A 23000-nucleotide genomic window follows, 5' to 3' on the forward strand; every position below is an offset into this window, starting at 1 on the left:
CGGACTCTCGACGCCGGGCCCGCCGAGCGGCAGAGTTCCTCCTACATACTCGCGAGTAAGCCTTGAGGAGCGCCCGTGACCAGCTGGGTCGGCCGGACCGCCGCCGAGATCGCCGCCGCCGTACGCGAGAAGCGGGCCACTCCCCGGGAGGTGGTGGCCGAGCACCTGGCCCGGATCGAGCGCCTCGACAGCGGCGTCGGCGCGTTCCGCGTGGTGCGGGCGGAGGCCGCGCTCGCCGAGGCCGACGAGGTGGCCTCGCGCGGCGACCTCGCCGAACTGCCGCTGGCCGGCGTGCCGGTGGCCGTCAAGGACAACCTCGCGGTACGCGGCGAGTCCAAGCGCATCGGCTCCGCGGCCACGCCGGACACCCCGGCCGACGACGACCATGTCACCGTGGCCCGGCTGCGGGCCGCCGGCGCGGTCGTGGTCGGGCTGACGAACGTGCCGGAGCTGTGCGTATTCGGCACCACGGAGGGCGTGCACGGCACCGCCCGCAACCCGTGGGACACCTCGCGCACGGCGGGCGGTTCGTCCGGCGGCAGCGCGGCGGCCGTCGCCGCGGGCATGGTGCCGATCGCCCTCGGCAACGACGGCATGGGCTCGCTGCGCATACCGGCGGCCAACTGCGGCCTGGTCACCATCAAGCCCGGCACCGGCGTGGTCCCGGCCGGCGTCAGCGACGGCGACTGGTTCGGCATGTCGGAGAACGGTCCGCTGGCCACCACGGTCGAGGACACGCGGCTGATGCTGTCGGTCCTCGCGGGCACGGAGGTCGTACGCACGGACACGCCCGGCACGTACCGGATAGCGGTCTCGCTGCGCAGCCCGATAGCCGGGGTCGCCGTCAGCAGGCCGTACGCGACGGCCGCCCGCGACGCCGCGGCGCTGCTCATGAAGGCCGGTCACCAGGTGCGGCGCGCGGACCCGCCGTACCCGATGTCGCTGGGCGTCACCTCCCTCACGCACTGGACCGCGGGCACGTCCGTGGACGCGCGGGGCCTCGACGCCCGCCGGCTCACCCGCCGGACGCGGGTCCACGCCGCGGTCGGGAAGCGGTTCGTCGACCGGGTGCGCGCCGGCGAGAGCCGGGAGCAGCTGCGCCGGAGGCTGGAGCCGTTCTTCGCCGAGTACGACGTGCTGCTCACCCCGGCGCTCGCCCGCCGCTCCCCCAGGTCCGAGCCCTGGCACGAGCGGGGCTGGCTGCGCAACGTCATGGCGAACACGAACTACTCGCCGCTGACCCCGCCGTGGAACCTCACCGGCTGGCCCGCGATGGCGGTCCCGCTGGGCACACTGCCGTCCGGTGCCCCCACCGCCGTCCAGCTCGTCGGACGTCCCGGATCGGAGGCGGACCTGCTGGCGCTGGCGGAGCGGATCGAGGAGCTGCGGCCGTGGCGGCGGACGGCGCCACTGGGCTAGGGCCCGGCACGGCGGACGGCGCCACTGGGCCAGCGCCCGGCACGGCCGACGCCGGGTTCACAGCCCGCGTCGGCCGGACCCGTCCTGGGCCGGTACCGGGAACGGCCCTTCGGCGGTGAACGCGAGCCGTGCGAAGCGCTCGCCGATGCGGCGGTGGGCGGCGGCGGCGGGGTGCAGGTCGTCGGGGAGCGGCAGTTCGGCGAAGTCGGTCTCGCCGTACAGCTCGCGGCCGTCGAGGTGGTGCAGGTTGGGGTCGTCGGCCACCCGCTGTTTCACGATGCGGGACAGCTCGTCCCGGATGACGCCGAGCGTCAGCTTCCCGCCGGCGCGTTCCGCCGGGTCGCCCATGGCGACGAACCGCAGCCGGCCGTCGCGCATGCCGCCGAGGTCCGGGGCACAGGGGCCGGGCGTGTCCTCGTGGATGGGGCACAGGATGGGCGACACGACGAGCAGCGGGGTCGTCGGGTGACCTTCCCGGATCGTGTCGAGGAAGCCGTGGACCGCGGGACCGAAGGCGCGCAGCCGCATCAGGTCCATGTTGACCAGATTGATACCGATCTTGACGCTGATGAAGTCGGCGGGGGTGTCCCGCAGGGCGCGGGCGGTGAACGGGTCGAGCAGGGCGCTGCCGGCCAGACCCAGGTTGATCAGTTCCACGCCGCCGAGCGACGCGGCGAGCGCGGGCCAGATCGCGGTGGGGCTCGCGGCGTCGGAGCCGTGGCTGATCGAACTGCCGTGGTGCAGCCACACCTTGCGGCCCGAGGCGCGGGGCGGCTCGACGGGGGCGTCGGTGCGCAGGGCGATCAGTTCGGTGGTCTCGTTGTGCGGCAGCCAGATCTCGACGTCCTTCTCGCGGGCGGGCAGCCCGGCGAAGCGGACGGTGCCGGGCCGGCCGGGGCGCCGCTCGGTGGTCCCGGCCGTCATGTCGATGATCAGGAGGTGGCCGTCGGTCACGCTGCCCTGCCCGGCGGGGCTGCCGTCGACGATCAGGTCGTACACGCCGTCCGGGCGGGGCGGGGCGCCGACGTAGCTGCGCTTGGTGGGCAGCGTGTCCAGTTCGACGGCGGTGGCGCGGGTGCGGAAGGCGAGGCGGACACCGGAGGGCTGGGACTCGGCCATGGCCAGCTGCCCGTCGGTGTTCTGGGCGCGCGCCCGGGCAGGCAGCCGGTGCGGCAGTACGCCGTGCTCGGTCCGCTCGACGTCGAGGGCGCCGCGCAGCAGGTCGGCGGTGACGGTCGTGGTGATCCAGTCGTGCTCGGTGTCCATGTCCTTCAGCCTGTCGATCAAGGGGTGGGCTCGGTGGGCCAGTTGCGCAGCAGGGCGTCCAGGGCGTCGAGGATGCGGTGCCAGGTCTCCTCGGAGTCGGGCGCGCTGTGGCTGAAGCCACCGGCCAGCTCCAGGCTGGCGTACCCGTGGAAGACGCTGCCCAGCAGCCGTACGGCGTGGGTCGCGTCAGGCTCGGTCAGGTCGTAGCCGCGCAGGATGGCGCGGGTCATCTGCGCGTGCCGGACTCCGGCGCTCGCCGCGGCCGTCTCGGGGTCGAGGGTCATGCGCGCGGCGGCGGCACGGCCGGGGTGCTGGAGTCCGTAGTCGCGGTAGACGTTCGCGAAGGCGACCAGGGCGTCCTTGCCCGCGCGCCCGGCGACGGCGTCGGCGGCCCGGTCGGCCAGTTCCTCCAGCGCGAACAGGGCGATGCGCGTCTTGAGGTCCTGGGAGTTCTTCACGTGCGAGTACAGACTCGCGACCTTGACGTCGAAGCGCCGGGCGAGCTCCGACGCGGTCACCTGCTCGAAGCCGATCTCGTCGGCGAGCTCCGCCCCGGCCCGGACCAGACGCTCCGTGGTCAGCCCTACGCGTGCCATAGCCATCCTCTCGCTTACCGAAAGCGAGTATGCATCCACCTAAAGCTTTTAGGCAAATGCGCAGGACATGAAGGAGGGTGACTAAAGCGGGGATGTGAAGGCAGGCGGCTGAAGCGCCCTGTACATGATGTGCAGCCCCACCCGGCCGTGCCGCGGATGGTCGAAGGCGTCCGGCACGGTGCCGAGGATCGTGAAACCGAGGGAGGTCCACAGGGCCACGGCCGGGTTGGTCTCGACGACGGCGTTGAACACCATGCCCCGGTAGCCGGCGGCCCGGGCCACCGCCAGGACGTGCTCGGCGAGGGCGCGCCCGACGCCGCGGCCGCCGTGCTCGGGATCGACCATGAAGCCGGCATTGGCCACAGCGGCGGCGGGACCGCCGTAGTTGGGGGTGACGTAGGCGGAGGCGACGAGAGTTCCGGCGTCGTCCTCGACGACGTAGACGTCCTTGGCCGGGTCCATCCACAGGGCCCGGGCGGCGCCCTCGGAGGTGGCGGGATCCCAGGCGTAGGTCTCGCCCGCGGCGACGATCCGGTGCCAGAAAGGCCAAATCCGCGGCCAGTCGTCGGCCGCGGCTTCTCTGATCAGCATGGGCGTGAGTCTGGCACGCCCATGCCGTCGGCGATCGCGAAGGGTTTCTGCCAGGTCAGTCGACGCTGGGCAGGATGTGGGGCTCGGCGAGGTCGTCCTCGTACCCCGCCAGACGGATGGGGGCGGACCTGGCCCACACATCGAGACTGCCGAGCTCGTTGGACCGGCGGCCCGCGCGCTCCGTGCGTTCCTTGGGGCGCTGCTCGCGATTCGTCTTCTCAGGTGTCACCGCGCACTCCTTATGTGTCGGATCACCCTCGGGGCGGGGCCGGTCCAGTCTGCGGTCCGGCACCTGACGCCCGCTCGGGTCTTACTCGAAGTCGACTCGGACGCGGTGGCGCCGGATAACTGGCGTGAGAGCAGGCCGTTTGTGCGCCGGCTTGTCCCGGGACGGACCATGGGTGTGGGTTGGGACCCTGTATTGCTGTCCGTCCGCTACAGATTAACCAAATGAGCGGGTGCCCGCTCGATGGGGCTGCAAACAACGTGTAACTATCCGGAGTCGACCGGTTTTCACCTGCCCGCTATCTGTTGTTTTCCTACGTAATACACCGTTCACGTGTCACCCGTTCGGGTCACTGGCGCGTGGTCGCCCGCCTCGGAACGGATGGACGCAGCGCAGTTCAAGTCCCGTTGGCCGATTCGCAAGGCGGCCATGATCTGCTGACGGAGGCAACGGCTTGTCCGGCGGGAGGACTGACGCATGGAGCTGCGCAGTGTCGAAGAGCTGATGGATCTGCTGTACGCCTGCCGGGGCACCCGGGACGCCCCGGGCCTCGGAAGCACCCGGGTCGATCTCCACCAACACGCACTCCAGACGGCCGCCCTGCTGCGCCGCGCCCGCCCCGCCGACAAGGAACTCCAGGTCGCGGGGCTCGTTCACGCCATCGGCCCGCTGCTGCGGCCGGGCGACGTCCCGCGCCACTCCGACTGCGCGGCGGACGCGGTACGACCCCTCCTCGGCGAACGGGTCTCCCGCCTCGTCCGCGAGCACTGCCGGGCCCGCGACCTGGCCGACGACGACCTGCTGCGCCTGCACCAGGCCGACGAGGAGGGCCGCAGCGCGGAGTTCGACGCCGGGGTGCTGGAGGACTGGCGGGCGGTACTGGAGCTGGTGGCGTCGAGGAACTCGCCGCTCGGGGCTGCCAACTGACGATCCGTCATGAGACGGTACGACGATGACGCCGCCGTACCGTCTTGGGGGCAGGGCCGCCATCGTCACCGGAGCCACACGCGGCATCGGGCACGCCGTCGCCCGGCTGCTGGCCGACGCCGGGGCGCTGGTCTGCGTGACCGCGCGGGACGCGGAGGAGGTCCGGCGCACGGCCGCCGACCTGGGCGGCCTCGGCGTGGCCGGGAGCGTCGCCGACCCCGATCACCCCCGGGCCGTGGTGGACCTCGCCCTGCGCGAGTTCGGCCGCCTCGACGTGCTCGTGAACAACGCGGCCACCAACCTGCCGTACGGCCCCCTGATGGACGTGGACCCACTGGCCTGGCGCGAGGCGTTCACCGTGAACGTCGAGGCGGCGCTGCGGTTCGTGCAGTGCGCCTGGCACGCCTGGATGGGCGAGCACGGCGGCGCCGTGGTGAACGTCTGCACGGAGGGCGCCACCCATGTCGGCCCCCGCGTCGGCGCCTACGGCACCAGCAAGGCCGCCCTCCTCCACCTGACCCGGCAGCTCGCGGGCGAACTGGGCCCGAGGGTGCGGGTCAACTCCGTCTCCCCCGGCCTGGTCCGCACCGAGATGGCGCGTTTCGTGTGGGAGCCGGGCGAGGAGGAGGTCGCCGCCGGGCTGCCGCTCGGACGGATCGGCGAGCCGGAGGACGTGGCCCGGGCGGTGCTGTGGCTGGCGTCGGACGCGGCGCAGTGGGTGACGGGGGCGGATCTGCTGGTGGACGGGGGGACGCGGGTGCGCTCCGCGGGCCCGTCCACCACGTACGCCGTGCATGAACACCTACGCTGCCACCGGCCGGCCTAGGGGCGCGGGGCTGCATCGGTCCTCGGCTCCGCCGCGCGGGCGCGACCGGTCACGAACGGCCCGCGGACGCCCCGCCGGCCCCGCCTACCACTTGCCCGGCTCGTAGTCCTTCAGGAAGACGCCGTACACATCGTCGCCCGCCTCGCCGCGCACGATCGGGTCGTACACCCGCGCCGCCCCGTCCACCAGGTCCAGCGGAGCGTGAAAGCCGGCCTCGGCCAGGCGGAGCTTGTCGTAGTGGGGACGCTCGTCCGTGATCCAGCCGGTGTCGACCGAGGTCATCAGGATGCCGTCGGTCTCGAACATCTCCTGGGCGCTGGTGCGCGTGACCATGTTCATCGCGGCCTTGGCGGCGTTGGTGTTCGGATGGCCCGCGCCCTTGTAGCCGCGGCCGAAGACGCCCTCCATCGCGGAGACGTTCACGACGTAGGCGCGCCCGCTGGCCGCCTTCCTCGCCGCGTCGGCCATCGCCGGGCGCAGGGCGCTGATCAGGATGAACGGTGAGGTGTAGTTGCAGAGCTGGGTCTCCAGCAGCTCCACCGGCGAGATCTGGTCGATGGTCTGCACCCAGGTGTTGGTGTCCACGACGTCGGGGACGAGGCCGCCCGCGTCGATGGCGGTGCCGTCGAGGTGCCGGGCGACGCTGGCGTTGCCCGCGACCAGGGCGAGGTCGGCGACCTTCTGGGCGTCGAGTCCGCTGGTGCCCAGCGGCAGCGCGGCGAGGCCGTCGACCGCGCCCGAGTTGAACGCGCCGATGACGTGGTGGGCGGGCAGCTCACCGGCGGGCAGCGGGGCGCTCTCGCCGTCGACCAGGGCGGCGTACGCCGAGGGCAGCCGGCGTACGGTCTGAGTCGCGTTGTTCACGAGGATGTCGAGCGGGCCCGCCTCGGTGAGCTGTTCCGCGAGGGCCACGGCCTGGGCGGGGTCGCGCAGGTCGATGCCGACGACCTCCAGGCGGTGCAGCCAGTCGCCGGAGTCGTCCATCGCCTTGAAGCGGCGGATGGCGTCCTTGGGGAAGCGCGTGGTGATCGTGGTGTGCGCGCCGTCCCGCAGCAGCCTGAGCGCGATGTACATGCCGATCTTGGCGCGGCCGCCGGTGAGCAGGGCGCGCTTGCCGGTGAGATCGGCGCGGGCGTCGCGCTTGGCGCGGTTCAGACGGGCGCAGTCCTGGCAGAGCTGGTGGTAGAAGTAGTCGACCTCGACGTACCGGGACTTGCAGGTGTAGCAGGAGCGCGGGCGCTGGAGTATCCCCGCGATCCTGCCCTCCTCGGTGTTCGACGACGGCAGCAGGCCCTCGGTCTCGTCGTCGATGCGCTGGGCGGAGCCGGTCGCCGTGGCCTCCGTGACCTGCTTGTCGTGCGCGGTCTTGGCGGCCCGGCGCTCCTGGCGGCGGCGCTGCTTGACGGTGCGGTAGATGCCGGCGGTGGCCCGGCGCACGGCGATCGCGTCGGGGTGGTCGACCTCCAGCCGGTCGAGCTCCTCCAGCACGCTCAGGCACAGGGCGAGCCGCTCGGGGTCGATACCGGGGCCGTACACGATCTCGTCACCGGGCTCGTGCACGGCGTCCGCCGTGGTCGCCGTCGCGCCGTCCTCTGTCACCGTCATGGCCGCTGCCGTTCCCTGATCACCCGCGGCGCTCCGGTCGCGCCTGCTTTCGAACGCGGAATTCTACGGAGCGTCGGGCCTCTCCTCCAAAATCCGGCGAATCAGGCCGCGGAACAGGGGCTCAGGGCGCGCAGGCGGTGATCAGTCCGGCCACCTCCTCGGACAGGGCACGCGCGAGCACATCGAGGTCGGGTACGGCCTCGGCGTCGGCGACGAGCCCGTAGTGGACGCGTCCGCGGTACGTCGAGATCGCCACCGCCAGGGACTGGCCGCGGGCCAGCGGGGCGAAGGGGTAGACCTCGGTGACGGCGTGGCCGCCGAGCTTCAGGGCGATGCCGGGCAGCGGCACGCTGGTGACGAGAATGTCGAACCAGAGCCGGGCGGCGCCTCCGACCAGCGGTCCGCCGATCCGGTGGCCGATCGCCGGGACGTGGTCGGCGAGCAGCGCGACGGCGCCCGCGCCCCGGTTGGGGCCCGCGTCCTTGTTGCGGTCCATGGCGGTGCGCACCGCGGCCAGGCGGCTCAGCGGCTCGGGGTCGTCCACCGGGAGCCGTATCAAGTAGCCGGAGAGCCGGTTGCCCTGTGGGTGCGCGGTGCGCGGGCGGCGCCTGGAGACCGGGATCAGGGCGCGCGGCGCGACGCCCTCGCTGCCGTCGCCGCGCTCGTCGAGCCAGCGGCGCAGGGCGCCGGCGACGACCGCGATGGTGACGTCGTTGACGGTGCCGCCGACGGCCTTGCGGATCACGTGTACGTCGTCGATGTCCACGACGACCCCGGCCGTACGGCGGGTGCCGCTCGGCTCGGCGGTCAGCGCGGACGACGAGCGCACCGCGAGCGTCGACACGGCGACGGAGGCGCCGATGTCCAGGGCCCGGCCGACGTCGGACAGGGCTCCGCGCACCAGCCCCGGCAGCCGGCGCACATCGGGCAGCCGGCGGCGCGCGGGCTCCTCGGGGCGGGGCCTGCGCGCGGGCAGGTCCATCGGGTCGAGGACCGCGGCGGCGAGCGTCAGCGCCCGCAGTCCGTCGGCGAGGGCGTGGTGGAACTTGAACAGCACCGCGAACGACACCCCGTCCTCGCCCGGCAGCACATGTGCCTCCCACGGCGGCCGGCCGCGCTCCAGCGGGCGCTCCATGAGCCGGCCCGCCTCCGCCTGGAAGTCGGCGGTCGGGGCGTGCAGCCGCACGTGGTCGAGCGGGTCGAAGTCCGGCGCGGGCTCGCGGGCGGCGCCGCCGAAGGAGAACGGCTGGAGCAGACCGCGCGGCTGCCAGGCGTCCCGGATGCGCATCCGCAGCCCCGGCACGGCGGCGGCCCGCGCGGCGAGCAGGTCGGCCGCGTGCGCCCCGGCGGTGGGCGAGTGCGCCGCGAAGACCCCCAGTGCAGCCAGGTGCATGGGGTGTTCGGCGGACTCGATGTTCCAGAACGCCAGGTCGAGGGGTGCGAGCAGGTCAGAAGTCAATGGCTTGCCTCGCGTCGGCGACGGGTGGACCAGAAGTCAATCGCCCACGGGCGATTACAGTCAAGTACGATCAAGCTACGCTCAGTTAACAGCAGATTAAGTCCCGCCCCACGACGAAAGGGGCGGGACTCATGGTGCATATGAGGTCACTTCACCACGGGTAGCGGCACCGGGCATCCCGAGTGCGTCACCCGGGAGGCGTCATGGTCCGGCACCCCTGAGGCCGGCGGGCAGCCCGTTCGGCCCAGTGGACCCGCGATGACCGCCGGCCCCGTCGAGTGATCGACCACCCGACCGGCCCGGTCATGCGGGGCCCATGACAACTCCGGATCGGACCCCGGCCTGCCAACTCGGCCCAGCCGGAGCTTGGTTGACGTCTCATCAGTTGCGGAATCAAGTACAACTTTACGAATTCTTGGTGTAGCTCGGCCGTCGATTGCGTGAGCCTCGTGGGCACCACGGGTGACTCCGGCCCCAGCGGTACCAACGGATCGTCACCTTCCCCCCACGTTCGGCGAGAGGCAGCACAACCATGACGAGGAACCGCGCCCTGCGGTACGGCGGCCGCACCCTGGTGCTGGCGGCGACGGCGTTCGGGATGATCGCGGCGGCCGTCCCCGCGCAGGCCGAGGAGCAGCCCACCGCCGAGCAGATCATGGCCGACTGCGCTTCCGGAGACGGCAAGTGCAGCTTCAACTCCCCGGAGATCGGCCAGGCCTACCTCGGCGAGCCCCGTCAGGTCTCGGAGCTGCTCTACAACTGCACCTCCTCGCCCGCCTCCCAGTCGATGGCCTGGGCCGACACCGTGGGCTCCTCCCACTCGGTGGGAGGCTCCGTCACCGTCGGCGGGGGCATCGAGGGGATCATCACCGCCAGTGTGACCGCCACGTACAACTACACCTGGCAGAGTTCCCACACGGAGACCAGCACCTTCACCGTGAGCGTCCAGCCGGGAGAAGTGGGCTGGATCTCCCGCGCCCAGGTGATGCAGCGGATCACCGGCACCTGGCAGACCCACTACGACGACCCGAAGTGGGGCCACTACTACTGGTTCGTGCCGGACGTGGTCACCGGCCCCGCCCCGAACGGCACGGACGGCAGGCACAACGCGGTCGTGGTGAAGTCCCGCAAGATGACGGCGGACGAGAAGAAGCTCTGCTCCACCGGCGCCACCCGGGGCGAGGTCTTCACGCGCTGAACCCGCCGGCGCGAAGACCGGGAGACGCGACCCGGCGGCCCGCCCGCGGCGGGCCGCCGGCGCCCGGTCTCCGATCCCGGCCCGGACCGCGGACGCCTCGCACCGCTAGGGCACCCGCTGCCCCTTCCCCAGCGCGATCACCCCGCCCTTGGAGACGGTGTACAGCTCGGCGTCCCGCTCCGGATTGACGCCGATCGTCGCGCCCGGGGGCACCTCCACGTTCTTGTCGAGCACGGCCCCGCGCACCACCGCACCCCGCCCGATGCGCACGTTGTCGTGCAGCACCGCCCCCTGCACCACCGCCCCCGGGTCGACCACCACACCCGGCGACAGCACGGACCGCGTGACCTGGCCCCGGATCAGGCATCCGGCGCTGATGATCGACTCGCTGGCCATGCCTCCCGCGTTGAAGCGGGCCGGCGAGAGCTGGCCCGAGTGGGTGTAGATGGGCCAGCTGCGGTTGTAGAGGTTGAAGGCGGGGCGCTCGGCGATCAGGTCCATGTGGGCGTCGTAGTAGGCGTCCAGCGTGCCGACGTCCCGCCAGTAGCCGCGGTCCCGGTTGGTCTCACCGGGGACGTGGTTGGCGCTGAAGTCGTACAGCTGGGCCTCGCCCCGGTCGGTGAGCTGGGGCAGGATCGATCCGCCCATGTCGTGCACGGAGTCCTCGTCCTCGGCGTCCCGCTGGAGCGCCTCGACGAGGGTCTTGGTGGTGAAGATGTAGTTGCCCATCGAGGCGTACACGCACTCGGGGTCGTCCGCGAGTCCGGGCGGGTCGGCGGGCTTCTCCAGGAACTGGTCCACCGTCTGCCCGTCCGAGCCGGGGCTGATCACTCCGAAGGACGACGACTCCGCGCGCGGCACGCGTATGCCGGCCACCGTGACCCCCGCGCCGCCCTCGATGTGCTGGGCGAGCATCTGACGCGGGTCCATGCGGTACACGTGGTCGGCGCCGAACACCGCGACGTACTCGGGGCGTTCGTCGTGGACGAGGTTCAGGGACTGCAGGATGGCGTCCGCGCTGCCGAGGTACCAGCGCGGGCCGAGCCGCTGCTGGGCGGGGACCGGGGTGACGTAGTTGCCGAGCAGGCTGGACATCCGCCAGGTGGTGGTGATGTGCCGGTCCAGCGAGTGCGACTTGTACTGCGTGAGGACGCAGATGCGCAGGATGTCGGCGTTGACGAGGTTGGAGAGTACGAAGTCGACGAGGCGGTAGGTACCGCCGAAGGTGACCGCGGGTTTCGCGCGGTCCGCGGTCAGGGGCATCAGGCGTTTGCCTTCTCCGCCCGCGAGTACGATTCCGAGCACCGAAGGTCCGCCACGACGCATGGCCGCTCCCCTCACCGTGGTTGATGCCAGCCTGCCCCTGAGTGGCGCGCACTAAGCCTGTTTGAGGATCTCCCGGTACAGCCCCGCCGTACGCCGCGCCACCGCGTCCCAGCCGAACTCCCCCACCGCGCGCTCCCGTCCGGCCTCCCCCATCCGACGGGCGGCCTCCGGGTCGCCGATGAGCGAGTCGAGGGCGTGCGCGAGGCCGGCCTCGAAGTCGTCGTCCAGCGGGACCAGCAGGCCGGTCTTGCCGTCCTCGACGACCTCGGGGATGCCGCCGACCTGCGAGGCCACCACGGGGGTCCCGCAGGCCATCGCCTCCAGGTTGACGATGCCGAGCGGCTCGTACACCGAGGGGCAGACGAACACCGCGGCGTGCGTGAGGAGTTGGATCACCTCCGGGCGCGGCAGCATCTGCGGGATCCAGATCACGCCCTCGCGGACCCGGCTCAGCTCCTGGTAGAGGTCGCGGAACTCCTGATCGATCTCGGGGGTGTCGGGTGCGCCGGCGCACAGCACGACCTGCGCCGCCGGGTCGATGTGCCGTATCGCGCGCAGCAGGTGGGGCACGCCCTTCTGGCGGGTGATGCGGCCGACGAACAGCACGTACGGGCGTCCGGCGTCGAGGCCGAAGCGGGTGAGGACGTCGGTGCGGCGGTCGGGCCGGTACAGGGTGGTGTCGATGCCGTTGTGCACGACGTGCACCCGCCCGGGGTCGAGCGCCGGATAGCAGCCGAGGATGTCCTCGCGCATGGCACCGGAGACCGCGATCACCGCGTCGGCGGCCTCGACCGCGGTGCGCTCGGCCCAGCCGGACAGGGCGTATCCGCCGCCGAGTTGCTCGGCCTTCCAGGGGCGCAGCGGCTCCAGGGAGTGGGCGGTCATCACGTGCGGGATGCCGTACAGCAGCTTGGCGAGGTGGCCGCCGAGGTTGGCGTACCAGGTGTGGGAGTGGACGAGTTCGCGGCCCTGGAGGGCGGCGGCCATGGCGAGGTCCACCGAAAAGGTGCGCAGCGCGTCGTTGCTGGTGTCGAGGGCGGACCAGGGGCGGTGGCGCAGGACGCCGACCGCGCGGCCCTCGCCCCAGCAGTGCACCTCGAGGTCGACGAGATCCCGCAACTCCCGGGCGAGGAACTCGACATGGACACCCGCGCCGCCGTACACGTCCGGCGGGTACTCCCGGGTCAGCAGTCCCACTCGCACCCGGAACCCCCTGTTCTCAGCGCCTGGTTGCCCTTTCATGGTCACCCAGATGGGGCGCGTGGGGAAGAGCGCGGGGCTCGTGTGAAGCAACAGTCACCGCATACGCCACCACCCGGCACCCGGTAGTAGAGGCAGCAGCTGCGGCGCCGGAACCCGGCCGCCGTGAGGGTGCCGGTGCGGGCGAGGAGCGGGTGGGCGAGGAGCTCGGCGGTCAGGGCGCCGGAGCGGGCGGCGACGTCCGCACGGCCGTGGGCGCGCGCCCACTGGTGCAGCTGCCGCGCGGCGCCGGCGAGCGCGGATCCCGCGTTGCCCCACAGCAGTCCGTCGGCCACGCGGTACCGGGCGCGCAGGGCGGCGCCCAGCGGTTCGAGGTGACCGTGCAGGACGACGTCGGCGACGGTCGCCGCGTCCGCGGGCCGTGGGCGTACCTCGGTGAGCCACAGGTCGTCGGGGGCGCTGCCGTCGGGGTCCCAGCGCAGCAGGCGCGGGTCGAGGTCGGGGACGGCGCCGTACAGGGCGGCGCAGCCGAGCGTGACCGACCAGAGCCGGGCGGCGAGGCCCTGCTGGGCCACGGAGGCGGCGATGCGGGGCTCGGGGGCGCGCAGGGCGTCCCCGACTTTCCTGACCCTGACACGAAGAGGATCCTGGTCCTGCGGGAGGGCCGGCCGCGCGTAGGTCCGCGCCAGCGTCGCGGGTGGCCGCAGAGGTTCCCCGGTCACGCGTAGGACGAAGAAGCCGCCGAGCGGCCGAAGCGCTGCGAGATCGGGGTCGAGATCCACGAAGAGCAGTAGTACCAGGGCGTGTCGGGGTCTTCACCTGGGGGTCTCCGCCCGGGGTCACCCCCCTTGGGGATGAGTCCGGCGCCGTAGTACTCCATCGGCAGTACGACACAGTGCGTGCTCTGGTACGACGACGGGAATCCCTTTTCGGGGCATCGTGTTGCTTATGAAAGCCGACCGTTCGCCGCGCCGGGGTACGCGCCCCCGCCTCACGCAGAGGAGCAGCTCATGAGCGCCCTCGCGTTGTCCGTGCTGCTGTCGCTCGTCTCCGCCGTCGCCTACGCGGGCGGGGCGATCGTGCAGGAGCGTGTCGCGGTGTCCTCGCCGGGACAGCAGTTCGCGCCGCTGCGTCGGCCGGGCTGGTGGGCGGCGGTCGCGCTGAACGGCCTCGGTGGGCTGCTGCACGTGGTGGCGCTGGCTTTCGGTCCGCTGAGTCTGGTGCAGCCGCTGGGTGCCCTGACGATCGTGTTCGCGCTGCCGATGGCGGCGCTCTTCGTGGGCCGCAGGGCCGGGTCGACGGCCTGGCGCGGCGCCATCATGGCGACCGTCGGACTCGCCGGGCTGCTGTCCCTGGTCGGCGCCTCCGAGTCGCATTCCCTCGACACCGCGGAACGCGTGGCCGTGGCCCTGGTGACCGGCGGCGTCGTGCTGACGCTGATGATCGCGGGCCGGGCGGCCCACCGGCACCCGGCGGTGCGCAGCATGCTGCTCGCGACCGCGTCCGGCATAGCCTTCGGCATGTCCTCGGTGTTCACGAAGGTCGTCGCCGTGGACTGGAACGGCGGGGTGTCGGCGGCCGACGTGCCCGCGCTGGCCACGATCGGCGTCTTCGCCACCGCCGGACTGCTGCTGTCGCAGGCCGCCTACCGGGGCGCGGGGCTCGCGGCGCCGCTGGCCACGCTGACGGTCGTGAACCCGGTGGTGGCGGCCGCGGTCGGCATCACGATGTTCGGCGAGACCTTCCGGTACGGCACCACCGGCACCGTGCTCGCGCTGGGCTGCGGCGTGGTGGCCGCGGGTGGCCTGATCCTGCTGACGACGGAGCGCCTCGCCCGCACCGGCGCGGAAGCCCTGCCGCCGGCCCCCGAGTCGGTGCCGGTGCCCGCGGACGAGCTGCTCGACCCGCTCGCGGAGCGGGCCGTGGCGGTGCCGCACGCGGAGCTCCCCGAGGAGATCGTCGTCCCGGACGGCATCGAGGGCATCCTCATCCCGGCGCAGGTCGCGCAGGGGCCGCACGAGGAGCCGGAGCCGGCGCACCCCGGCAGCCACGACCACCTGCATCTCTACGGCCCGTTCTACGGCGGCCCGTACGTCCCGCTGCCGGTGCTCGACCGGCACCGGATGCGCGTCAAATCCTGACGCCGCCGGCCCGGAGGTACGCCACCGGGTCGACGTCGGAGCCGAAGCCGGGCCCGGTCCGCACCTCGAAGTGCAGATGCGGGCCCGTGCTGTTGCCCGTGGAGCCGGACCGGCCGATCCGCTGGCCCGCCCCGACCGACTGCCCGTCCCGCACGGAGATCGCGGAGAGATGGGCGTACTGGGTGTAGCGGCCGTCGGCGTGCCGGATCACCACCTGGTAGCCGAAGGAGCCCTCCCAGCCGGCGCTCACGACCTTCCCGGACCCGACGGACTTCACGGAGGTGCCGGTCGGCACGGCGAAGTCGACACCGGTGTGGTAGCCCTTCGACCACAGGGCGCCGGCCTTGCGGTACGGCGTCCCGGTGGCCGCGCTCACCGGGGCGACCATCGAGCGGGTGCTCGTGGTGGCCTGCTCCTCCGGCTGGGCGGGGCTCTTCTTCGGGGTGGCCCTGGTGGCGGGCGCCGGCCGGGTGACCGTGGCGGCCTTGCCGCGCACGGCGAGCCGCTGCCCGGGCAGGATCAGGTCGGGGTCGGCGCCGATGGCCTTGCGGTTCGCCGCGTACAGACCGCGCCAACCGCCCTTGACCTCCTGCGACTCGGCGATCTCCGAGAGGGTGTCGCCGCGGACCACGGTGTACATCTCGGCCTTGCCGGCCCGTGACTGGGGGGTGGTCTGCGGCTGGACGTCCTGGACCGAGGTCTTCGAGGTCTTCTCAGGGGTCTTGTTCGGGGTGCCGGCGGGGCGTATGTCGGGGGTGTCCCCGCCCCGGGTCAGGCCGGCCCGCTCCGAGCAGACCGGCCAGGCGCCGGGCCCCTGCCCGTCCAGCACCTTCTCCGCGACCGCTATCTGCTGGTCCTTGCTGGCCAGATCCGCGCGCGCCGCGTACCGCGTGCCGCCGTAGGCCTCCCACGTCGACTGGGCGAACTGCAGTCCGCCGTAGAAGCCGTTGCCAGTGTTGACGTGCCACCTGCTGGTCGACTCGCACGCGGCCACCTTGTTCCAGGTGTCCACGTCGGCCGCGTGGGCGACGCCGGTGCCGATGAGCGGGAGCGCCATGCCGGCGCCGCCGGCGGTGACGGTGAGTGAGGCGCGGTTGATCCTGTTCGGCTGGTACCGGCGGTGCCGGCCGCGTACGGCCATGAAGGAGCCCCCCATTGACATGCGTCAGGAGGGGCAAAAGTAAGCGCCGCGAACAGGCCATGACAAGACAGCAAATCAGCCGCCTGTTCACGCCAAGTGGCGCGGAAGGGGCGCACGTTGACCGACACGCGGGGCGGCTGAGTGCGCGGGGGCGTTTCGCGCGTATGTGCCTGCGACATCGCGCCACCCGGATGTGCGCTCGGAGTTCCGGCACGTCAGGATGGACGAAGGGCAATACTGGCGGGCGTGACCGGCACCGCTGCTATATCGAGATCACTAGGAGCCAACGGCATGAGCACTTCGGCGCAGATCGGCGTCACGGGCCTCGCGGTCATGGGCCGCAACCTCGCCCGGAACTTCGCCCGCAACGGCTACACGGTCGCGGTGCACAACCGGACGCCCGCGCGTACCCGTGCGCTGGTGGACGAGTTCGGCGGCGAGGGCGAGTTCATCGCGGCCGAGACCGCCAAGGAGTTCGTGGCGGCGCTGGAGCGCCCCCGGCGACTGGTGATCATGGTGAAGGCGGGTGAGCCGACCGACGCGGTGATCCAGGAGTTCGCGCCGCTGCTCGAGCCCGGCGACATGATCATCGACGGGGGCAACGCGCACTTCGCCGACACCCGCCGCCGCGAGCGTGACCTGCGCGAGCAGGGCATCCACTTCGTGGGCATGGGCGTGTCCGGCGGCGAGGAGGGCGCCCTGCACGGCCCGAGCATCATGCCCGGCGGCCCGAAGGAGTCGTACGACTCGCTGGGCCCGATGCTGGAGAAGATCTCCGCGAAGGCCAAGGACGGCGCGCCCTGCGTGACGCACGTCGGTCCGGACGGCGCGGGGCACTTCGTGAAGATGGTGCACAACGGCATCGAGTACGCCGACATGCAGCTCATCGGTGAGGCGTACCAGCTGCTGCGGGACGTCGCCGGGTACGAGCCCGCGCAGATCGCGGAGATCTTCCGGACCTGGAACCAGGGCCGGCTGGACTCCTACCTGATCGAGATCACCGCCGAGGTGCTGTCCCACGTGGACGAGGCGACCGGCAAGCCGTTCGTCGACGTGGTCGTCGACCAGGCCGAGCAGAAGGGCACGGGCCGCTGGACCGTGCAGATCGCGCTCGACCTCGGCGTCCCGGTGTCCGGCATCGCGGAGGCGGTCTTCGCCCGCTCCCTGTCCGGGCACGCGGCGCTGCGCGAGGCCTCGCGCGGGCTGGCCGGTCCGACGGCGACGCCGCTCGGCGAGGCGGAGGCGGCGGCCTTCGCCGACCGGGTCGAGCAGGCGCTGTACGCGTCGAAGATCGTGTCGTACACGCAGGGCTTCCACGAGATCGACGCGGCGCGCGCCGAGTACGACTGGGACATCGACCTGGGCGCGGTCTCGGCGATCTGGCGCGGCGGCTGCATCATCCGCGCGGCCTTCCTGGACCGCATCCGCGCCGCCTACGACGCCCGCGCCGACCTGCCGAGCCTGCTGTCGGACGACACGTTCGCGCAGGAGATCGCGGCCGCGCAGGACGACTGGCGTGAGGTCCTGATCGCCGCGACCCGGGAGGGTGTCCCCACGCCGGGCTTCGCCGCGGCGCTCGCGTACTACGACGCGCTGCGTGCCGAGCGGCTGCCCGCCGCGCTCACGCAGGGGCAGCGCGACTTCTTCGGTGCGCACACCTACCGGCGCACCGACCGTGACGGCTCGTTCCACACGCTGTGGGGCGGCGACCGCTCCGAGGTGTCCGCCTAGGACCCGCCGGGACCGTCATGTGACCGCCCCCTGCCCCCGGTTCGCGACCCGGGGGCAGGGGGCGGACCCCTGTCCGGGTGAGCCCGGACTGCTCCGACTGGCGCCCACGAGTGGTGGGCGTCCACCCGCCCGCTCAGGCTGACGTACGCCGTGCCCGCCGAGACCTGTACCGGCGGGCGGCGCCACGCGGCGTCGTCGACGTCGACGTGTCCGGGACGTCGGAGAAACGGGATCACATGGCGGAATGGGGCAACACGGCGGGCCGCGGCCCGTCCGTTCACGTGGGCGGCGGGTCCGTACGGAGACGGACGCGGTACGGGTACGCGCCCAGACGCGGACGGCGAGCGCGTACCGGGGCGGGGCTGGTCGCGGCCGGGCTGGCGTTCCTGGCCGTGCTCGCCCCGACACCGAGCGGTGCCGCGGGGGCGCCTCCCGGCGGGCCCCGACCGGTGGCTCCCGCACGGTTCGTGCCCGGACCCTGCCCCAAGGCACCCGAGCCGATTCCGGGGCGGTGCGGGCTCCTCGAAGTCCCCGAGAACCGGGCACGGCACGGCGGGCGGACCATCCGGCTGACCGTCGCGGTCATCCCCGCCGTGTCGGCGCGGCGGCCGGCAGCGGACCCGGTGGTGTTCATGACGGGAGGTCCCGGCGGCGATGCCATCGGGGACATCCCCTTCCTGATCGACTCGGGTCTGAACCGGAACCGCGACCTGATCGTCATGGCCCAGCGCGGGACGCTCCACGCCCGGCCGAACCTCGCCTGCCCGGAGATCGACCGCTTCTACGCCGAAGCCGTGGGGCTGCGCTACGACGCCCCGTCGACGGGACGCCTCCTGGTCCGCGCGACGAAGGAGTGCCGGCACCGCCTCACCCGCGTCACGGCCCGCGGAGTGGAGCTGAGCGCGTACAACACCACCGAGAACGCGGCGGACTTCGCCGACCTGCGCCGGGCGCTGGGCATCGAGCGGTGGAACGTCTACGGCTACTCGTACGGCACCGACCTGGCCCTCACCTATCTGCGCCGGCACCCGCGGGGTGTGCGTTCGGTCGCGATCGACTCGGTCGTGCCTCCGCAGATCGTCAGCCTGCCGTGGACCTGGGACAGCGCCGGCGAGGGGATCCGGACGATCTTCGCTGCCTGCGCGGCGCAGCCGCGCTGCAAGAACCGCTACCCGCACCTCCCGCGTGTGCTGACGCAACAGGTCCGGCGACTGGAGGCGCGCCCCCTCACGGTGACGGCGCGGCCGCCGGCCGGAGGGGCCCCGGTCAAGGTGGTCCTCGACGGGGGCGCCCTGGTCAATCTGCTGGTCGCCAACGCCGTCCCCGCCGTCGACGTCCCCGCGGCTCTCGACGAACTCGCCCATGGAAACCCGTCCCGCTTCGCGCGGGCGCGCGCCGCCGGTGCCACGCCTGTCCTCGGCGAGTTCGCGCACGGCCTCACGCAGTCGGTGGCGTGCAGCGAGTGGGTGCCGGGCCACACGCGGGCCGACCTGCTCCGGGCCGGGCGCCGGGCCTTTCCCGGGTTCCCGGACACGGTCCTGGCGCAGGCACCGCAGCTCCCCTTCGAGCACGACGTCTGCCGTGCCTGGAGCGTCCCGGACCGCACCGCCGTCCAGCGTGTGACGACCGTCAGCACGGTGCCCGCGCTCGTGCTCTCCGGCACCTTCGACGCGAAGACCGGGGCGCGCTGGGGCGCGTACGCGGCCCGCACGCTGCCCCAGTCGGCCACCGTGCGGATTCCCGGGATCGGCCACTGGGTGGTCCCGCAGTCGCCCTGCGCGCAGAACGTCCTGGCGTCCTTCCTCGCCCGTCCGACCGCCCCCGACACCCGCTGTGTACCGGGACTCTCGCCGAAGCCGTTCACCATCACGCCCACTCCGGAGACCGCATGATGCCCGTCCGTCCGCCCCACCACCGGCGCACCGCGCGACGGCTCCCGGCCACGCTCGCCGGAGCCACGGCCGGCCTCCTTCTCGCCGGTGTCGTCGCCGCGCCCGCCCGAGCCGAGAACGGCCCCGGCGCACCCCTCGGCACGGTCGCCCGCACGGTGGGCCACGCCCGTTTCACACCCGGCCCCTGCCCGCGGACCGCGGACCCGATTCCCGCCCTCGAAGGGGCCCGCTGCGGCACGCTCACCGTGCCCGAGAAGCATGACCGGCCCAAGGGCCGAAAGATCACCCTCGGCGTCGCGATCGTGGCGGCGGCCGGCAGCAGACGGGCGGCCGACCCGATCGTGTGGTTCGCCGGCGGACCGGGCGACGACGCGGTCTCCGAGGCCCAGTTGGCGATCGACGGCGGCCTGAACCGGGACCGGGACGTGATCTTCATGTCCCAGCGCGGAACGTACTCGGCCGACCCGGCGCTCCTGTGCCCGAACATCGACCGGTTCAACGCCGACTCGCTCGGCCTCGTCTACGGCGCCCCGTCCACCGGGCGGCTGCACGTCCGGGCGACACGGACCTGCCGCGAACAGCTCAAGCGCACCGGGGCCGCCCTCAGCGCCTACAACACCGGCGAGAGCGCGGCCGACTACGCCGCCCTGCGGGTCGCGCTGGGCATCCGGCAGTGGAACGTGTTCGGCATCTCCTACGGCACCGACCTGGCCCTCACCTACATGCGCAAGTTCCCGCAGGGCGTCCGGTCGGTCGGCATCGACGGCGTCCTGCCGCCGTCCCTCGCCGGGGCGAGCCTGACCTGGAGCGCGGCCCGCCAGGGCTTCGACGGGCTGTTCAGGGCCTGCGCCCAGCAGCGCGCCTGCAACCGGCGCTACCCGCACCTGTCGGACACCTTCGAACGCCTCGTCCGCCGGCTCGAGGCCCGGCCGGTCACCACGACCGTGACGGTGCCGGGCCGTCCGGCGCCGGTGAAGGTCGTCCTGGACGGCGGAGTCCTGGTGAACTGGCTGACCTCCGCCACCCACGTGGCGGCCGGGGTACCCCGCTCCATCGACGAGCTGGCCCACGGCAACCCGCGGCGCATCGCCGAGCAGTGGGCCGGAGGCAAACTCAGCCCCCAGGCCGTCGGCAGACTCGCCCACGGGCTCGCCTACGGGGCCTTCTGCTCCGAGTGGACCCCCTTCGAGAGCGAGGCCGACGTGGTCCGGGCCGGTCGGCGCGCCTTCCCGTCGTTCCCCCGCTCGGTCCTCGCCAACGCACCGCAGCTGCCCTTCCTTCACGCGGACTGCCGTGCCTGGAGCGTCCCCCCGGCCCCGCACTCGATCCGGAACGTGACGCGCAGCAGCATCCCGACGCTCGTCATGTCGGCGGGGTTCGACGCCCAGACCGGGGCGAGCAACGGCGCCTACGCCGCGCGCACGCTCAGCCGGTCGACCGTCGTCACGGTCCCCTACGTCGCCCACGTCGCCTTCGCCGAATCGCCCTGCGCGCGAGCGATCACGGTCTCCTTCTTCAACTCCCCGACGGCCCCGAACAAGTCATGCCTGACGGGACTCCAGCCACCTCGGTTCGAGATCGCGCCGTAGGGGGATGGGTCGAGACGACGAGCGGGTTCGTGCGCGGGGCGTGTGCGGGGCGTGTGCCGGGCGTGTGCGGGAAGTACGTCGAGCAGGTGCGGTGCGTGCACGGGCCAGGTGCCGGAACGACGACGTGCAGGTGCGCGCAGGCCACGTGCCGGGACTCGGACTCGGATGCGCCGTGCGGCCCAGGAGCGCGGGGGACGTGCAGGTGCGCGCGCAGGCCACGTGCCGGGACTCGGACTCGGACGCGCTGTGCGGCCCAGGAGCGCGGGGGACGTGCAGGTGCGCGCGCGGGCCACGCGCCGGGACTCGGACTCGGACGCGCCGTGCGGCCCAGGAGCGCGGGGGTGCGCGGGGAGCTGATCGCGCTGCTCCCCGCGCTCCTGGGCGCGAGCGGCGGGTGGCGTTTTCTCGTCGCCGGGAACCGCCACGGCGCCCGGCAGACAGCGCCCGGCAGACGCCGCCGGTTTCCCGGCCGTGTCCGTGCCACAGGGGCCGGACCATCACACGGTGGAGTCATCCGGCGGCGGAAATCTCACCCTCCGTGCGCGGCGGGCTCAGGTGAGGGGCGGCCCGGGCTCGGGACTCGGCACCGGCTCCGGTCCCGGCGGGATCGGAGAGGGAGACGGGTCCGGGGGCTCCGGCGACGGCGGGGGCGGTCCCGGCGTGGGCGGAGGGCCCGGGGTCGGGGGCGGTCCCGGGGTCGGTCCGGGTGCGGGCGGCTCGGGAGCCGGCGGTGGCTCCGGTGGCGGCACCGGGTGTGGCTCGGGGTGCGGCTCCGGGCCGGGGGTCGGTCCCGGATGGACCGGGTCCGGATACGGGTTGGTCATGGCGTCCTCCAGCCAGTCCGTGGCATCGGCTCTGGACTACTCCCCCGCGTACCCGACGGCCGCGCCACCAGTCACTCACCCGCGTCAATGACGGCGCCCGAGTGGGCCCGTCGGGACATGGTCGTCCCCGGCGGACCCGCACGGTGACCGCGGGGCGTCAGAACCGCTCGGGGTGTGCGCGCAGCCAGTCCTTCGCCGCCTCGATCAGCTCCGGGTCGGCGGCCGGGGCCTCGTCCGGGTGGCGTTCGGCCCACTTCACGACGTACGGGCACAGCGGCGCCACGACGACGCCCTCGCGTGCCGCCATGCCGTACAGCTCGCGCGCCAGGGAACCCGCGATGCCCTTCCCCTCGTGGGCCGGTTCCACGATGGTGTGGACGGGGACGAGGGCGCGCGCCGGGGACTCGAGGACGAAGTACTCGATGTGGCCGACGACTTCGCCGCCGCCGAGTGCCTCAAGGCGGCCCGCCGCCCGGTCGTCGCGGATCTCGATGTCACTCATGGCACGCTCCCTGGTCCGTCTTCCGTCTGCGGCCGGGACGGCGGTCGGGCCACCGCCCCCGGCACCTGCCGAGTACGCCGGTCAGGCCACCGGCACCGGCACTGCCTGCGGGCTGCGCTCCTGGTCGGAGCCCGGCACCGGCTCGGACGGGTCGGCCCCCAGGGCCACGATCCGGTTGGCACCGTCCACGTGCACGACCCGCGGTGCGAACTCCCGCGCCTCGGCGTCGGTCATCTGAGCGTAACTGATGATGATCACCAGGTCGCCGGGGTGAACGAGATGGGCGGCGGCCCCGTTGATCCCGACCACCCCCGAACCGCGCTCGCCCTCGATGACGTAGGTCTCCAGACGGGCGCCGTTGGTGATGTCGACGATGTGGACGAGCTCACCGGGCAGCAGATCGGCGGCGTCGAGCAGATCCGCGTCGATGGTCACCGATCCCACGTAGTGCAGGTCGGCCTGGGTGACGGTGGCACGGTGGATCTTGGACTTGAACATGTTGCGCAGCATTCTGAGGCACTCCCGGACCTAGGCTCCCTGC

At 72.9% G+C, this 23000-nt stretch carries 20 protein-coding genes; 8 read left to right on the forward strand and 12 right to left on the reverse strand.

Annotation, left to right across the window (positions count from 1 at the left end; translation table 11 throughout):
* Positions 1-75: 75 nt before the first annotated feature.
* The gene (locus ACGFW6_RS05415; RefSeq protein WP_393504866.1) at positions 76-1419 is read left to right on the forward strand and encodes an amidase; all 1344 of its coding nucleotides are present in this window, start codon (positions 76-78) and stop codon (positions 1417-1419) included.
* Between the two features lie 57 nt (positions 1420-1476).
* Here ACGFW6_RS05415 and ACGFW6_RS05420 read toward each other — a convergent pair whose 3' ends face one another.
* From ACGFW6_RS05420 to ACGFW6_RS05435, 4 genes are all read right to left on the reverse strand, one after another.
* Positions 1477-2685 carry an SGNH/GDSL hydrolase family protein gene (locus tag ACGFW6_RS05420; protein WP_393504868.1) on the reverse strand — a complete coding sequence of 403 codons (1209 nt, stop codon included), beginning with the start codon at positions 2683-2685 and terminating at the stop codon, positions 1477-1479.
* 17 nt (positions 2686-2702) lie between these two features.
* The gene (locus tag ACGFW6_RS05425) at positions 2703-3281 is read right to left on the reverse strand and encodes a TetR/AcrR family transcriptional regulator (RefSeq protein ID WP_393504869.1); all 579 of its coding nucleotides are present in this window, start codon (positions 3279-3281) and stop codon (positions 2703-2705) included.
* An 81-nt stretch (positions 3282-3362) separates the two neighbouring features.
* On the reverse strand, positions 3363-3872 hold the full coding sequence (locus ACGFW6_RS05430; RefSeq protein WP_393504871.1) for a GNAT family N-acetyltransferase: 510 nt from the start codon (positions 3870-3872) through the stop codon (positions 3363-3365).
* A gap of 55 nt (positions 3873-3927) precedes the next feature.
* Entirely contained in the window at positions 3928-4101 is a 174-nt protein-coding gene (locus ACGFW6_RS05435) for a hypothetical protein (protein ID WP_393504873.1), read from the reverse strand.
* A 474-nt stretch (positions 4102-4575) separates the two neighbouring features.
* Between ACGFW6_RS05435 and ACGFW6_RS05440 the strand changes: the two genes are divergently transcribed.
* Together ACGFW6_RS05440 and ACGFW6_RS05445 are read left to right on the forward strand one after the other, a co-directional pair.
* A complete protein-coding gene (locus ACGFW6_RS05440; protein WP_393504875.1) occupies positions 4576-5025 on the forward strand; it encodes a hypothetical protein in 450 nt (149 codons plus the stop codon).
* 25 nt (positions 5026-5050) lie between these two features.
* The gene (locus ACGFW6_RS05445) at positions 5051-5851 is read left to right on the forward strand and encodes an SDR family oxidoreductase (protein ID WP_393504877.1); all 801 of its coding nucleotides are present in this window, start codon (positions 5051-5053) and stop codon (positions 5849-5851) included.
* A gap of 84 nt (positions 5852-5935) precedes the next feature.
* Here ACGFW6_RS05445 and ACGFW6_RS05450 read toward each other — a convergent pair whose 3' ends face one another.
* Both ACGFW6_RS05450 and ACGFW6_RS05455 read right to left on the reverse strand, forming a co-directional pair.
* Positions 5936-7456 (reverse strand): SDR family NAD(P)-dependent oxidoreductase, encoded by a 1521-nt coding sequence (locus ACGFW6_RS05450; protein WP_393504879.1) that lies wholly within the window; start codon positions 7454-7456, stop codon positions 5936-5938.
* A 121-nt stretch (positions 7457-7577) separates the two neighbouring features.
* The gene (locus ACGFW6_RS05455; protein WP_393504881.1) at positions 7578-8915 is read right to left on the reverse strand and encodes a wax ester/triacylglycerol synthase family O-acyltransferase; all 1338 of its coding nucleotides are present in this window, start codon (positions 8913-8915) and stop codon (positions 7578-7580) included.
* A 532-nt stretch (positions 8916-9447) separates the two neighbouring features.
* Here ACGFW6_RS05455 and ACGFW6_RS05460 point away from each other — a divergent pair.
* Positions 9448-10113, forward strand: a complete 666-nt coding sequence (locus tag ACGFW6_RS05460; RefSeq protein WP_393504883.1) for a hypothetical protein — start codon at positions 9448-9450, stop codon at positions 10111-10113.
* 105 nt (positions 10114-10218) lie between these two features.
* Here ACGFW6_RS05460 and glgC read toward each other — a convergent pair whose 3' ends face one another.
* The 3 genes from glgC to ACGFW6_RS05475 are packed head-to-tail and all read right to left on the reverse strand — an operon-like array spanning position 10219 to position 13439.
* Positions 10219-11439, reverse strand: a complete 1221-nt coding sequence (gene glgC, locus ACGFW6_RS05465) for a glucose-1-phosphate adenylyltransferase (protein WP_393504885.1) — start codon at positions 11437-11439, stop codon at positions 10219-10221.
* A 51-nt stretch (positions 11440-11490) separates the two neighbouring features.
* Positions 11491-12642 carry a glycogen synthase gene (gene glgA / locus ACGFW6_RS05470; RefSeq protein WP_393504887.1) on the reverse strand — a complete coding sequence of 384 codons (1152 nt, stop codon included), beginning with the start codon at positions 12640-12642 and terminating at the stop codon, positions 11491-11493.
* A gap of 41 nt (positions 12643-12683) precedes the next feature.
* Positions 12684-13439, reverse strand: a complete 756-nt coding sequence (locus tag ACGFW6_RS05475; protein WP_393505107.1) for a (2Fe-2S)-binding protein — start codon at positions 13437-13439, stop codon at positions 12684-12686.
* A 210-nt stretch (positions 13440-13649) separates the two neighbouring features.
* Here ACGFW6_RS05475 and ACGFW6_RS05480 point away from each other — a divergent pair, with 210 nt between their 5' ends.
* Entirely contained in the window at positions 13650-14780 is a 1131-nt protein-coding gene (locus tag ACGFW6_RS05480) for a DMT family transporter (protein WP_393504889.1), read from the forward strand.
* Here ACGFW6_RS05480 and ACGFW6_RS05485 read toward each other — a convergent pair.
* Complete coding sequence (locus tag ACGFW6_RS05485; protein ID WP_393504891.1) at positions 14770-15921, reverse strand: transglycosylase family protein; 1152 nt, start codon at positions 15919-15921, stop codon at positions 14770-14772. The genes ACGFW6_RS05480 and ACGFW6_RS05485 overlap by 11 nt on opposite strands.
* A 291-nt stretch (positions 15922-16212) precedes the next feature.
* Here ACGFW6_RS05485 and gndA point away from each other — a divergent pair, with 291 nt between their 5' ends.
* The 3 genes from gndA (at position 16213) to ACGFW6_RS05500 (ending at position 21133) form a co-directional block, all read left to right on the forward strand.
* Positions 16213-17652 carry an NADP-dependent phosphogluconate dehydrogenase gene (gndA, locus tag ACGFW6_RS05490; RefSeq protein WP_393504893.1) on the forward strand — a complete coding sequence of 480 codons (1440 nt, stop codon included), beginning with the start codon at positions 16213-16215 and terminating at the stop codon, positions 17650-17652.
* A 467-nt stretch (positions 17653-18119) separates the two neighbouring features.
* Positions 18120-19544, forward strand: coding sequence for an alpha/beta fold hydrolase (locus ACGFW6_RS05495; protein ID WP_393504895.1), 1425 nt, complete (start codon positions 18120-18122; stop codon positions 19542-19544).
* Positions 19541-21133, forward strand: a complete 1593-nt coding sequence (locus ACGFW6_RS05500; RefSeq protein WP_393504897.1) for an alpha/beta fold hydrolase — start codon at positions 19541-19543, stop codon at positions 21131-21133. Before ACGFW6_RS05495 ends, ACGFW6_RS05500 begins: the two co-directional genes overlap by 4 nt.
* 981 nt (positions 21134-22114) lie before the next feature.
* On the opposite strand, the gene ACGFW6_RS05505 is transcribed toward ACGFW6_RS05500, so the two are convergent.
* Positions 22115-22459: a GNAT family N-acetyltransferase gene (locus tag ACGFW6_RS05505; RefSeq protein ID WP_393504899.1), complete on the reverse strand. Its 345-nt coding sequence runs from the start codon at positions 22457-22459 to the stop codon at positions 22115-22117.
* Between the two features lie 81 nt (positions 22460-22540).
* A complete protein-coding gene (gene panD, locus ACGFW6_RS05510) occupies positions 22541-22969 on the reverse strand; it encodes an aspartate 1-decarboxylase (protein WP_393504901.1) in 429 nt (142 codons plus the stop codon).
* Between the last annotated feature and the right edge of the window lie 31 nt (positions 22970-23000).

The organism is Streptomyces sp. Y7 (assembly GCF_043195415.1).
Taxonomy (GTDB): Bacteria; Actinomycetota; Actinomycetes; order Streptomycetales; family Streptomycetaceae; genus Streptomyces.